The following is a 12,260-nucleotide window of genomic DNA, read 5'->3' on the forward strand; positions in this document are numbered from 1 at the left end:
CGGGAGGGCGCATGCGGACGGCGGGCCGGGGGCGTACGCGAACGGGGGTCACCGCGGGTGGCGCCGGAGACCTGCTGCACCTCGTGCGCAGCGGCCGCGCCACCACGCGGGGCGCCCTGCAACAGGCCACCGGACTCTCCCGGGCCACCGTCGGGCAGCGGCTCGACCGGCTGTTCCGCGCGGGGTGGCTGCGAGAGGGGGCCGGGGGGCCGGTGGACTCGCCGCTCGGGGGGCGGCCCGCGCTCAGGCTGGAGTTCGACGCCACGCACGCCGTCGTCCTCACCGCCGCCCTGGAGACCCGGCACGCCCGCACCGCCCTGCTGACCCTCACCGGCGAAATCCTCGCCGAGCGCACGGCCCCCCTGGCCGTCGAGGACGGCCCGGACACGGTACTCACCGAACTCGGCGCCCACTTCGCCGAACTACTGCGCACCACGGGCCACCCGCCCGGCTCGGTCTGCGGCATGGGCCTCGCGGTACCGGGCCCGGTCGACAGCGCAACGGGCCGCGTCATACAGCCCCCGATCATGCCGGGCTGGGACGGCTACGACATAAGGGCCCGCCTGCGCCGGGCATTCGCGGAGCACACGGGTGGTGCGCCCGCGGGGCGGGCGGGCGGCGGGCGGATGGGGGGTGCGTCCGCCGGGGGGATGGGCGGTGCGCCGGCGGGGCGCCCGGGCAGCAGGCCCCCCGAGCAGCCGCACGGCGCGGCCGCCGAGCGCCCGGACGGCGAGTCCACCGCGCAGCCGGACGATGTGCCCGCCGAGCGCTTGAGCGATGTGCCCGATGGACGCACGGGCCGCGAGCCCGTCGAACGGCCAGGCGGCAGGTCCGCCCAGCAGCCAAGCAGTACGTCCGCCCAGCAACCGGGCGACGAGCCCGCCGAGCGCCCGAGCGATGTCCCCGCGGGGCGCACGGGCGGCAGGCCCCCCGAGCAGCCGCACGGCGCGGCCGCCGAGCGCCCGAGCGATGCGCCCAATGGGCGTACAGGCCGCGAGCCCCTCGAACGGCCAGGCGGCAGGTGCGCCCAGCAGCCAAGCAGTACGCCCGCCCAGCAGCCGGGCGGTGGCCCCGGCAGCATGACCGGCGGGGCCACCGCCGAGCAGCCGCGCAGCAGACCCGCCGAGCGGACGGGCGGTACGCCCACCAAGCAGCCGAGCCCCGGCCCCCGCAACACGCCCGACAGGGCGTCGTCCCTCGACGTGCCCGTGTTCGTCGACAACGACGCCAACCTCATGGCGTACGGCGAGCAGCGCACCCACCACCCGGACTGTTCGGCCTTCGTGCTGGTCAAGGTGGGCACGGGGATCGGGGCCGGGGTCGTCGTCGGCGGTGATGTGTACCGGGGCATCGACGGGGGCGCCGGCGACATCGGGCACGTCCGCGTGTCCGAGGGTGCGGACGCACTCTGCAAGTGCGGCTCGTACGGCTGTCTGGCCGCCGTGGCCAGCGGCCGCGCCGTGGCCCGCCGGCTGGCGGAGGCGGGCGTACCCGCGGCGTCCGGCTCGGACGTGCGGCGCCTCCTGGAGGCGGGGCACCCGCTCGCCGTGGGGCTCGCGCGGGAGGCGGGGCGGCACGTCGGGGAGGTGCTCGCGACGGTCGTGACGCTGCTCAACCCGGGCGTTTTGATGATCGCCGGAGATCTGGCCGGAACCCCTTTCCTCACGGGCGTCCGCGAACTGCTCTACCGGCGCGCGCTGCCGCGCTCCACGGCCCACCTGGAGGTGGTCACCTCGCGCCTGGGCGAACACGCGGCGCTGATCGGCGCGGGAAAACTCGTGGTCGAGCACCTGTACGCCCCCGAGAGGGTGGAGGCGCGGCTCCTCGCGCTGGGTGTGTAGCACGGCGCGCGAACCGCTCGCGCGGGCGGTCCGGGGCGTCCGGCGGAGCTCCGGATGCCGACATCCGGCCCCTTCAAACGGCGTGATTCTCGCCACCCCTGATAGGGGTTGCGCTCAGATGAGCGCCCGCCGAGGCCTCCACGGCCGACTGCACTTCTCCAAGGGGTGGCACTCAGTGCCACTGCTCGATCATTCATGAGGTGAACTCACATCTGAGTTCACCCCGCTCATCTGAGCGTTTTATGGGTTCTACGCGAGTCGTGAGTTCAAGTCTTGAAACCACGCCGGACACCTCCGCTACTGCCGAGTCACTTTCGATCTAGCGGCGGACGGGTGGTTACGGCCGCATGACGCGCAAGTGGACGTACCCAGGTGCCTTCGATCTGGGTATGTTCCTCGCCGTCAGGGCAGCCACCGAGTCCTCGAGGAGCCGAGACCCGTGTCGGAAAACAAAGATCCCCACGTAGCTCACACGAGTGAGGGCGTTAAGTTCGTTTACGACTTCACCGAAGGCAACAAGGACCTCAAGGACCTGCTCGGCGGGAAGGGTGCGAACCTCGCCGAGATGACCAACCTCGGGCTGCCCGTCCCGCCGGGCTTCACCATCACCACCGAGGCGTGCAAGACGTACCTCGACAGCGGCGAGGAGCCGGCCGAGCTGCGCGACGAGGTGAGTGCGCACCTCGACGCCCTCGAGAAGAAGATGGGCAAGAAGCTCGGCCAGGCCGACGACCCGCTGCTCGTCTCGGTGCGCTCGGGCGCCAAGTTCTCGATGCCCGGCATGATGGACACCGTCCTGAACATCGGGCTCTCCGACAAGTCCGTGACGGGCCTCGCCAAGCAGTCCGGCGACGACCGCTTCGCGTGGGACTCGTACCGCCGGCTCATCCAGATGTTCGGCAAGACCGTCCTCGGCGTCGACGGCGACCTCTTCGAGGACGCGCTGGAGGCCGCCAAGAAGGCGAAGAAGGTCGCGGTCGACACGGACCTCGAAGCGGCCGACCTGAAGAAGCTGGTCACCAAGTTCAAGAAGATCGTCAAGACGGAGGCCGGGCGGGAGTTCCCGCAGGACCCGCGCGAGCAGATGGACCTCGCGATCCGTTCGGTCTTCGAGTCGTGGAACACCGACCGCGCCAAGCTCTACCGCCGCCAGGAGCGCATCCCCGGCGACCTCGGCACGGCCGTCAACGTCTGCTCGATGGTCTTCGGCAACCTCGGCCCCGACTCCGGCACGGGCGTCGCGTTCACCCGCGACCCGGCCAGCGGCCACCAGGGCGTGTACGGCGACTACCTCCAGAACGCGCAGGGCGAGGACGTCGTGGCGGGCATCCGCAACACCGTGCCGCTCGCCGATCTGGAGCAGATCGACAAGAAGTCGTACGACCAGCTCATGCAGATCATGGAGACCCTGGAGACGCACTACAAGGATCTCTGCGACATCGAGTTCACCATCGAGCGCGGGCAGCTGTGGATGCTCCAGACCCGCGTCGGCAAGCGCACCGCCGGTGCCGCCTTCCGCATCGCGACGCAGCTGGTGGACCAGGGGCTCATCGACGAGGCCGAGGCGCTCCAGCGCGTCAACGGCGCGCAGCTCGCGCAGCTGATGTTCCCGCGCTTCGACGAGAGCGCCAAGGTCGAGCAGTTGGGTCGCGGCATCGCCGCGTCACCGGGTGCCGCCGTCGGCAAGGCCGTCTTCGACTCGTACACCGCGATCAAGTGGTCGCGCTCCGGCGAGAAGGTCATCCTGATCCGCCGCGAGACCAACCCCGACGACCTCGACGGCATGATCGCCGCCGAGGGCATCCTGACCTCGCGCGGCGGCAAGACCTCGCACGCGGCGGTCGTGGCGCGCGGCATGGGCAAGACCTGTGTCTGCGGCGCCGAGGAGCTGGAGGTCGACACCAAGCGGCGCTGCCTCACCGCGCCGGGCGGCGTGGTCGTCGAGGAGGGCGACACCGTCTCCATCGACGGCTCGACCGGCAAGGTGTACCTCGGTGAGGTGCCCGTCGTGCCCTCGCCCGTCGTGGAGTACTTCGAGGGCCGCATGCACGCGGGCGCCGACGACGCCGACGAGCTGGTCGCCGCCGTGCACCGGATCATGGCGTACGCGGACCGGGTGCGCCGCCTGCGGGTCCGCGCCAACGCGGACAACGCCGAGGACGCGCTGCGGGCCCGCCGCTTCGGCGCGCAGGGCATCGGCCTGTGCCGCACCGAGCACATGTTCCTCGGTGAACGCCGCGAGATGGTCGAGCGGCTGATCCTCGCCGACGCCGACGAGGAGCGCGAGGACGCCCTGAAGGAGCTCCTGCCGCTCCAGAAGCAGGACTTCGTGGAGCTCTTCGAGGCGATGGACGGCCTGCCGGTCACGGTCCGCCTCCTGGACCCGCCGCTGCACGAGTTCCTGCCCGACATCACCGAGCTCTCCGTCCGTGTCGCCCTCGCCGAGTCCCGCAAGGACGCCAACGAGAACGACCTGCGCCTCCTCCAGGCCGTGCACCGCCTGCACGAGCAGAACCCGATGCTGGGCCTGCGCGGTGTGCGCCTCGGTCTGGTCATCCCCGGTCTGTTCACCATGCAGGTGCGGGCCATCGCGGAGGCGGCGGCCGAGCGGAAGACCGCCAAGGGCGACCCGCGTGCGGAGATCATGATTCCGCTCGTCGGCACCGTCCAGGAGCTGGAGATCGTCCGCGAGGAGGCCGAGCAGGTCATCGCGGAGGTCCAGGAGACCACCGGCGTCGACCTGAAGCTGGCGCTCGGCACGATGATCGAGCTGCCGCGCGCCGCGCTCACCGCGGACCAGATCGCGGAGGCCGCCGAGTTCTTCTCCTTCGGCACGAACGACCTCACGCAGACCGTCTGGGGCTTCTCGCGGGACGACGTGGAGGCGAGCTTCTTCACGGCGTACCTGGAGAAGGGCATCTTCGGGGTCTCGCCCTTCGAGACCATCGACAAGGACGGCGTCGGCAAGCTGGTGAAGGACGCGGTCAAGGCCGGCCGCGCCACGCGCCCCGACCTCAAGCTCGGCGTCTGCGGCGAGCACGGCGGCGACCCGGAGTCCGTGCACTTCTTCCACGAGGTGGGCCTGGACTACGTCTCCTGCTCGCCGTTCCGCATCCCGGTGGCCCGTCTGGAGGCCGGTCGCGCGGCCTCCCACTCGGCGGGCAGCGACCACCGGTAGCCCGCGCTCCCCGGTGCCCCACGGCACCGGACAGACTCCGGGACCGTCGCCGCGTCCCCGACCCTCAGTACCGATGCGGCGGCGGTTCCGGTTCGCGATGGAGGGGCGGCACCCTGTGCGGGGGTGCCGCCCCTTTCCCGTTCCGTTTCTCCCCGGGCGCGACGCCGACGCGCGGCGGAATCCCGGGCATGAGTGATGATCGACGGGATACTCCCTGGTCATGGGGTTGCTTGCGAAGACACATCAGGCAGACCGTCAGCTGACCAAGCGGATCGCCGCCGGTGCCCCGCCCGGCCTCCACCGGGCGCTGTCGGCGGTGGAGGAGGTGGCGGAGAGCACCAAGCTGTGGTGGGGCGCGGCCGTGGTGATGGCGTGCGCGGGCGGCCGGCGGGGCCGTACGGCCGCCGTGGCGGGCCTCGCCTCCATGGCGGTGGGACAGCTCCTCTCCAACGGCGTCTGCAAGCAGTTCGTCGACAGACCCAGGCCGCCCAAGGAGTGGATCCCCCACGACGATGTCGAGGACCGCCCCGAGTCCTCGTCCTTCCCCTCCGGTCACACCGCCGCCGCCGTGGCTTTCACCGCGGCCTGCACCCCGAGCTGGCCGCTGGCCGGCGGGCTGTGCGCAGTGCCGGCCGCCATGGTCGCCGTCGAGCGCGTGCAGTCCGGCGCCCACTATCCGAGCGACGTCGCCGCGGGCGCCGCCATCGGCCTGACCGCCGCCTGGCTCACCCGCGGCGTCCCCCGCCTGCTCCTGCGCCACTGGTTGGGGTGGCTGCCGCCGGGGTTGCGCTGAGGAGCGGAGCCGCACCGCCTGCGGGCGCGGCGTCGGGTCAGAGCGCCGGTTCGGGGAGTGTGAGCAGCTGGGGCCGGTGGCGGGAGGCCGCGGCGGCGGCCGCGGGGCCGCCGAGTGCGGCTACGCCGATCAGGCGCTCGCCCTGGTAGTAGCCGTAGAGCAGGTCGCCCCCGGGTGCGGTCGGGTCGCCTTCCAGGAGGCGGCAGGCGTCGGCGAGGGAGGGCTGGCCGAAGGACTGGAGGCGCAGCGTGAACTGGTCGCTCCAGAAGGACGGCAGCGGGGCGAAGGGGCCGGGGTCGGGCCTGTCGGTGCCGGTCAGGCCCGCGACCAGGGTGCGGGCCGCGTGGCGGGCGGTGTCGCCGGGGACCGACCAGTGTTCGACGCGGCGCGGCACGGGGCCGTAGCGGGGGTTCGGGAAGCGGGCGACGTCGCCGACGGCCACCGCGTGCGGGAGTCCCGCGATGCGCAGGTGGGCGTCGCAGAGGACGCCGTCGGTGAGGTCGAGTCCGGCGGCCGCGGTCAGCCATTCGGTGTTGGGCAGGGAGCCGACCGCCTCGACGACGAGGTCGGCGGGGACCTCGGTGCCGTCGTCAAGGACGGCGGACCCGGGCGTGAGTTCCGTGGCCAGGCGGCCGGTGAGGAAGCGGACGCCGCGCGCCTCGTGGCGGCGGCGCAGCGCCCGGCCCAGCTCCTCGCCGACCGCGAGGAGCATCGGCTCGGCCTCCGGTGCGACGACCGTCACGTCGCAGCCCGCCGTACGCGCCGTCGCCGCGACCTCGCAGCCGATGAAACCGGAGCCGATCACCAGCACCCGGACGCCCCGGCCCAGCCGGGCGCGGAGCGCCGCCGAGTCCTCCAGGGTGCGCAGGACGTGCCGGGGCGGGCCCCCGGTGAGCGGGAGTCGTCGTGGCCGCACCCCCGTCGCGGCCACGAGACCCTCGTACGCGTACGCCGAACCGTCGGCCAGCGTGAGTGTGCGCGCGGCCGGATCGGCGGACGCGACCGCCACGCCCAGACGCCATGCGACGTCCTCGACGCTGGGGCGGCGGCGCAATCGGGTGGTACCGGCGGGCACCTCGCCCGCGAGGACCGCCTTGGACAACGGCGTCCTGTTGTACGGGGGATGGGGTTCGTCGCCGAACACCGTGATCGCTCCACGCCAGCCCGCGGCCCGCAGCTGCTCCGCCGCGCGCAGCCCGCCCAGCGAGGCGCCCACGACGGCGATGCCCACCGCTGCCGCTGCCGCCACGGGTCAGCCCTCGACCCGGATGGCCTGGAGCGGGCAGACGTCGGCGGCGTCCTCGGCGTCGGCGCGCAGCGAGTCGTCGGGCGCGTCGACGTACGCGAGGTGACCTTCGCCGTCGAGCCGGAAGATGTCCGGCGCGGCGAACACGCACTGCCCGTGGTCCTGGCAGACGTCCAGGTCGACGGTGACGATGACTCGGCCCATCCCAACTCCCTTGCTGCAAAGGTCTTTCACTTGTCTTCAGCGGCGCGGCGGGCGGATGCCGCGGAACTCCCAGTCGCCGCCGAGCGCCGTGGAGAGGACCTCCTCGGACGCGGTGGGCTGGGCGCCGACGTCGGTGCGGACCGCGGTCGGCCCGGTGACGATGTGGTTGGTGAGCCGGCCGAGGCCCTCGGCCTCGACCTCGACGACGTCCCCGGGGCGGACGGGGCGGGAGCCCGCGGGCGTTCCGGAGAGCAGTACGTCGCCCGGCTCCAGGGTGATCGTGCGGGCGATGTCGGCGACGAGGTAGTGCATGTCCCACGCCATCTCGTCCGTCGAACCGTCCTGCGCGAGCACGCCGTTGACGTACGTCCGCAGGTACTTGCCGCGGAAGTCCCAGCCGGTGACCAGGCCGGGCCCGAGCGGGCAGAGCGTGTCGGAGCCCTTGACGCGGAGCATCGACCCGGCGTCGGTGTCGCGGAAGTCGTGCAGGCCGAAGTCGTCGGCGACGGTGTAGCCCGCGATGTACGAACCGGCTTCTCCGGGAGCGATGTTGCGGCAGGTGCGGCCGATGACGATGCCGATCTCGCCCTCGTAGTTCAGGTACTGGCAGCCGTCGGGGCGCACGACCGCGCCGCCGTGGGCGTTGAGGGCGGAGACGGGCTTGTGGAAATAGGTCGGCGCGGGCGGCAGCACGGCCCCGAACTCCGCGACGCGGCTTCGGTGGTTGAGGTGCACGGCGATCACTTTGGAGGGCCGCACGGGAGGGAGGTGGTGCGCCTCGGCGGCCTTGACGCGGCGGCCGTCCGGGGCCACGAGCTCGTCGCCGTCGCGCATGGCCTGGACGGCGGCTCCGTCGAGGAGGACGCGGCGGTACTCGGTGGTGCTCGCGCTCATGCGACGCCCTCCCTCGCATCGGTACCTGCACCGGTCCAGCCGTCGGCCGGGCGGTCGAACCAGAGGTGGATCTGCCCGGTCCCGACGGAGTTCTCGTACGCGCTGTAGGGGCGCCCGGGGGCGGTGCAGCGCTCCTCGCCGAGGGCGCCGATCATCATGAGGTAGTGCCCGAACCGTGCTTCGGGCCGGTGGGTCAGGAACTCCGGCATCGTGCGCAGGACTTGCGCGTGGTCGCCGCGCTCGAACCATTCGATGCGCTGCCGGTCGGCGGCGCGCGCCTCGGGCGTACGGATGTGGGAGGGGTCGCTCGCCTCGTGGGCGCGCAGTTCGCGCAGCGGCCAGAACGTGTGCGAGAGGGCGCCGGATGCGATGAGCAGGACCTTGCGTCCCGGCAGCGCGCCGATGCCGTCGGCGAGCGCGCGGCCGAGCCGCAGGTGGTCCTCGGCGTCACCGGTCTGGCAGACCCCGATCGAGACCCACTTCTTCTCGGGGAGGCCGTGGCCCAGGTACGTCCACAGGTTGATCGTGGCGTAGTACACGGGCAGGAAGGGGTCGTCGATCGGGGTGATCCAGGTGCCGTGCCTGTCCGCGAACCGTGCGACGGAGTGGGCGAGTTCGGGGTCGCCCGGGTAGTCGTACGGCATGCGGCACATGCCGCGCGGCAGCTCTTCGGAGGTGAAGAGACCGGCGCGGCGGGGATGCGCGGAGACCACGAACTCGACGGTGGTCGCCCAGTGCGAGTCGAGGACGACGACGGTGTCGTAGTCGAGCGTCTCGAAGACGTCGGTGCGCAGGGCGCGCAGGCCGGGGACGAGGCTGATCTCCCGGCCCTCGTTGAGCTCCTTGCGGGTCTGTTCGGGCAGCACGATGGTCGGTACGTGGGCGAGGAGCCCCGCCCCGACGATCTCGCCCCTCGCCTCACCCATGGCGCGCCCATCCCGTCGGCGCGGTCACGGTGTTCTTCAGGTCGCAGTAGAAGTCGAAGGACCAGTCGCCGCCCTCACGCCCGATGCCGGAGTCGCGCGAACCGCCGAAGGGCGCGGAGAGGTCGCGTACGAAGAAGCAGTTGACCCAGACCGTGCCCGCCACGAGCCGCGCGCTGATGCGTGCCGCGCGGTCGCGGTCGCCGGCGGCGAGGGTGGCGGCGAGGCCGAAGCGGGTGCCGTTGGCGAGGCGCACGGCCTCGTCGTCGTCGCCTTCGGGAAACGTCTGGAGGGTGAGGACCGGCCCGAAGACCTCCTCCTGGACAATCTCGGAGTCCTGGGCGACGTCGGTGAGGAGGGTGGGGAGGTAATAATTCCCGCCGAGCGCGGTGTTGCGGCCGCCGCCGGTGACGGCCTTCGCGCCCGCTGCGACGGCACGGCGGACGAACCCGTCGACGCGCTCCACGTGCCGGGGGTGGATGTTGGGCCCGACGTCGGTGGCTTCGTCGCGCGGGTCCCCCTGGGTCAGCTTCGCCACCCGGTCGAGGAAGTGCCCGAGGAAGGCGTCGCGCACGGGCTCCTCGACGAGGATGCGGGTGGCGGCGAGACAGACCTGCCCGGCGTTGTCGTACTGCTCCACGGCGAGGTCGGCGGCCAGCTCCAGGTCGGCGTCGGCGAGGACGAGCAGCGGCGACTTGCCGCCCAGCTCGAAGCTGCACGGCACGAGGTGCGCGGCGGCGGCCCCGGCGACGCGGCGGGCGGTCGGCACGGAGCCGGTGAAACTGACGCGGCGCACGTCGGGGTCGGCGGTGAGGGGCGCCCCGGCCTCGTCGCCGTACCCCTGCACGAGGTTGAAGACGCCCGGCGGCAGCCCCGCCTCGTGCGTGATGTCGGCGAGGAGGGAGGCGGTGAGGGGGGTCCACTCGGCGGGTTTGAGCACGACGGTGGAGCCCGCCGCGAGCGCCGGGGCCACCTTCCAACTGGCCAGCAGCAGCGGGGCGTTCCACGGCGTGATGAGCACGGCGGGTCCTGCCGGGTCCCAGCTGACGTGGTTCGTGTGGCCCCTGGTCTCGAAGTCCTCGTGACCGAGGGCGAGGAGCCGGTCGGCGAAGTAGCGGAAGTTGTGCGCGACGCGCGGCATGACGCCGTGGCGGTGCGAGCGCAGCAGCGCGCCGTTGTCGGCGGTCTCGACCGCCGCGAGCTCCTCGGCGCGCGCTTCGACGCCGTCGGCGACGGCGTGCAGCAGCCGGGCCCGCTCGGCGGGCGGCGTCGCCGCCCACCCGGGGAACGCGGTACGGGCGGCGACCACGGCGGCACGCGCCTCGCCGGGGCCGCCACGTGCGATGTGGGCGAGCGGGGTGCCGTCCAGGGGCGAGTGGTCGGTGAAGGTGGGGGTGGCTGCGGTGGGCGCGGCGGCGGCCACGCGGGTGCCGTCGATCCAGTGGCGGGTGTCGACGGGGACGCCCTCGACCGTCGCGGCGGGAGGAGCCTGAGCCATCACTGCCTCCAGTTCGTTTGAACCCAAACAACGTACGATCGGGTGCGGACACCGGTCAACCCCTCGCCGCCGAACGGCCGTTGACTTACCGTTTGGAGCCAAACAAAGACTTGCCCGGACCGACCCCCGGAGGCCTCGATGCCGTCCCGTCGGCCCCTGATCGCCCTCCCCCAGCGGTACGCCGCGACGACCTCCGCCCTCCGCTACGCCGCCGTCGTCACCGCCCGCGCCCTCGCCGAGGCCGTGTTCCGCGCGGGCGGCGAGCCGTTCATGCTCCTCCCCGGCCCACCGGACGAGACCGCCGAACGCCTGTCGCGCTGCGCGGGACTGCTGCTGCCGGGCGGCGGGGACATCGCGCCCCGGCGGTACGGGGTGGGGCCGGGGGCGGACGTGCACAGTGCCGTGTACGACGTCGACGACGCGCAGGACGACTTCGACCTCGCCCTGGCCGCCCGCGCGCTGGCCGCAGGCCTGCCCACGCTGGCGGTGTGCCGCGGGATGCAGGCGGTGAACGTCGCCCTAGGCGGCACGTTGCACCAGGACATGGGCGGCCCGGCCACCGACCACCGCCATGTGGTGCACCCGGTGCGGGTGGCGTCCGGTTCCACGGTGGCGCGGGCGATGGGAGCGGGCGGAGAGGGCCCCGGCGAGGTGGTGGTCTCCTGTTACCACCACCAGTGCGTGGCCCGCCTCGGCCGGGGCTTGACCCCCACGGCATGGGCGACCGACGGCACGATCGAGGCACTGGACCTCGCGGGCGCGCGCGGCTGGTTCACGGCGGTGCAGTGGCACCCGGAAGACACGGCAGAGTCGGACGCAACCCAACAGGCCCTGTTCGACACCTTGATCCACAAGGCCGCGACACCCCACCCCGGGTAACTCAGCACCCCGACAGGGGCGCGGGGAACTACGCGACAAGCCCCCACAACCCCGCACCAAACACACAAGGAGCGGACCCCCAGCCCCCAGGGGCGCGGGGAACTGCGCGAGAAACCCCCACCCACCCGCAGCGAACACACACCAAGCGGCCCGCAGGGCACAGGCTCCGGGCGCGAGCGGCGCGGGGGCTACTCGGGCCGTCGGGGCCTGCGGCCACTACGGCGAGGCACCGGCGCCGCCCCACCCAAGAGCCGCTGCCGCCGCTCGTCCCCCTCCTCCTCCGTCCGTACGACAATCCTCCGCAACAGATCCGCCAACATCTCGCACTCCCCGTCCGACAGCCCCTCCGTCACGAAGGCCTCCTCCGCGTTGAAGGCGGGAAAGACCTCCCCCATCAGGCGCTCACCCTCATCCGTGAGGCGGAGCAGGACGAGCCGCCCGTCGTCGGGGTGCCCGCGGCGCTCGACGAGGCCCCGCCCCATGAGCGTGCGGGCCACCCCCGTGAGCGTGCCCTTGGAGATGCCGGCCTCCTCGGCGACGTACCGCGTCTCCGTCTCGCCCCAGATCCAGACGACGTAGAGGACCACGAAGGAGGTCCACGTCAGTTCGGCGCCGCGGAGCACGGAGTTCTCGAAGTGCTGCCGTACGGCCGCCGCCGCACGGTAGATGTTCGAGACGGCGCCCATCTGGGCGTACTGGACGGGGGTGCCCGTGTCGCCGAGCTTGGCCCGGACCGCCTTCTCGGTCTCACGGATGGTGCGGTGGCCCGTCACTCGGTGTCTCCTCGCGTGGTTCGTGTACTCG

Annotated in this window: 9 protein-coding genes and 2 pseudogenes; 5 read left to right on the plus strand and 6 right to left on the minus strand. The window is 72.8% G+C overall.

Annotated features, from left to right (window positions below; all coding sequences use genetic code 11):
- Window positions 1–11: 11 nt before the first annotated feature.
- From ACZ4Z4_RS01660 to ACZ4Z4_RS01675, 4 genes and pseudogenes are all read left to right on the plus strand, one after another.
- Window positions 12–602 (plus strand): annotated as a pseudogene (locus tag ACZ4Z4_RS01660) (ROK family protein); the annotation flags it as partial.
- A gap of 600 nt (window positions 603–1,202) precedes the next feature.
- Window positions 1,203–1,841: pseudogene (locus ACZ4Z4_RS01665) on the plus strand (ROK family protein); the annotation flags it as partial.
- Between the two features lie 439 nt (window positions 1,842–2,280).
- On the plus strand, window positions 2,281–5,019 hold the full coding sequence (gene ppdK / locus ACZ4Z4_RS01670; protein WP_468320716.1) for a pyruvate, phosphate dikinase: 2,739 nt from the start codon (window positions 2,281–2,283) through the stop codon (window positions 5,017–5,019).
- 220 nt (window positions 5,020–5,239) lie between these two features.
- Window positions 5,240–5,812 (plus strand): phosphatase PAP2 family protein, encoded by a 573-nt coding sequence (locus ACZ4Z4_RS01675; RefSeq protein ID WP_468320719.1) that lies wholly within the window; start codon window positions 5,240–5,242, stop codon window positions 5,810–5,812.
- A 37-nt stretch (window positions 5,813–5,849) separates the two neighbouring features.
- Here the strand turns inward: ACZ4Z4_RS01675 and ACZ4Z4_RS01680 are convergent, their stop codons facing one another.
- From ACZ4Z4_RS01680 to ACZ4Z4_RS01700, 5 genes are read right to left on the minus strand one after another with little or no spacing between them, the layout of a single operon-like run.
- A complete protein-coding gene (locus ACZ4Z4_RS01680) occupies window positions 5,850–7,061 on the minus strand; it encodes an NAD(P)/FAD-dependent oxidoreductase (protein WP_468320722.1) in 1,212 nt (403 codons plus the stop codon).
- A gap of 3 nt (window positions 7,062–7,064) precedes the next feature.
- Window positions 7,065–7,262: a ferredoxin gene (locus ACZ4Z4_RS01685; RefSeq protein ID WP_468320725.1), complete on the minus strand. Its 198-nt coding sequence runs from the start codon at window positions 7,260–7,262 to the stop codon at window positions 7,065–7,067.
- Between the two features lie 36 nt (window positions 7,263–7,298).
- A complete protein-coding gene (locus tag ACZ4Z4_RS01690; RefSeq protein WP_468320728.1) occupies window positions 7,299–8,156 on the minus strand; it encodes a fumarylacetoacetate hydrolase family protein in 858 nt (285 codons plus the stop codon).
- Complete coding sequence (locus ACZ4Z4_RS01695; RefSeq protein ID WP_468320730.1) at window positions 8,153–9,082, minus strand: 3,4-dihydroxyphenylacetate 2,3-dioxygenase; 930 nt, start codon at window positions 9,080–9,082, stop codon at window positions 8,153–8,155. The genes ACZ4Z4_RS01690 and ACZ4Z4_RS01695 overlap by 4 nt, the downstream gene beginning before the upstream one ends.
- Window positions 9,075–10,577, minus strand: coding sequence for an aldehyde dehydrogenase (locus ACZ4Z4_RS01700; protein ID WP_468320734.1), 1,503 nt, complete (start codon window positions 10,575–10,577; stop codon window positions 9,075–9,077). The genes ACZ4Z4_RS01695 and ACZ4Z4_RS01700 overlap by 8 nt, the downstream gene beginning before the upstream one ends.
- A 138-nt stretch (window positions 10,578–10,715) precedes the next feature.
- On the opposite strand from ACZ4Z4_RS01700, the gene ACZ4Z4_RS01705 reads away from it, so the two are divergent.
- The gene (locus ACZ4Z4_RS01705) at window positions 10,716–11,456 is read left to right on the plus strand and encodes a gamma-glutamyl-gamma-aminobutyrate hydrolase family protein (RefSeq protein WP_468320737.1); all 741 of its coding nucleotides are present in this window, start codon (window positions 10,716–10,718) and stop codon (window positions 11,454–11,456) included.
- A gap of 188 nt (window positions 11,457–11,644) precedes the next feature.
- Here the strand turns inward: ACZ4Z4_RS01705 and ACZ4Z4_RS01710 are convergent, their stop codons facing one another.
- A complete protein-coding gene (locus tag ACZ4Z4_RS01710; RefSeq protein ID WP_468320740.1) occupies window positions 11,645–12,229 on the minus strand; it encodes a MarR family winged helix-turn-helix transcriptional regulator in 585 nt (194 codons plus the stop codon).
- Window positions 12,230–12,260 lie beyond the last annotated feature (31 nt).

The sequence above is a fragment of the Streptomyces sp. NPDC030245 genome (genome assembly GCF_055572995.1).

Bases quoted from the DNA above. Each gene is read 5' to 3' on its own strand.
- ACZ4Z4_RS01675 (WP_468320719.1), top strand. From the start codon at position 5,240: ATGGGGTTGCTTGCGAAGACACATCAGGCAGACCGTCAGCTGACCAAG.
- ACZ4Z4_RS01685 (WP_468320725.1), bottom strand. From the start codon at position 7,262: ATGGGCCGAGTCATCGTCACCGTCGACCTGGACGTCTGCCAGGACCAC.
- ACZ4Z4_RS01690 (WP_468320728.1), bottom strand. From the start codon at position 8,156: ATGAGCGCGAGCACCACCGAGTACCGCCGCGTCCTCCTCGACGGAGCC.
- ACZ4Z4_RS01695 (WP_468320730.1), bottom strand. From the start codon at position 9,082: ATGGGTGAGGCGAGGGGCGAGATCGTCGGGGCGGGGCTCCTCGCCCAC.
- ACZ4Z4_RS01700 (WP_468320734.1), bottom strand. From the start codon at position 10,577: ATGGCTCAGGCTCCTCCCGCCGCGACGGTCGAGGGCGTCCCCGTCGAC.
- ACZ4Z4_RS01705 (WP_468320737.1), top strand. From the start codon at position 10,716: ATGCCGTCCCGTCGGCCCCTGATCGCCCTCCCCCAGCGGTACGCCGCG.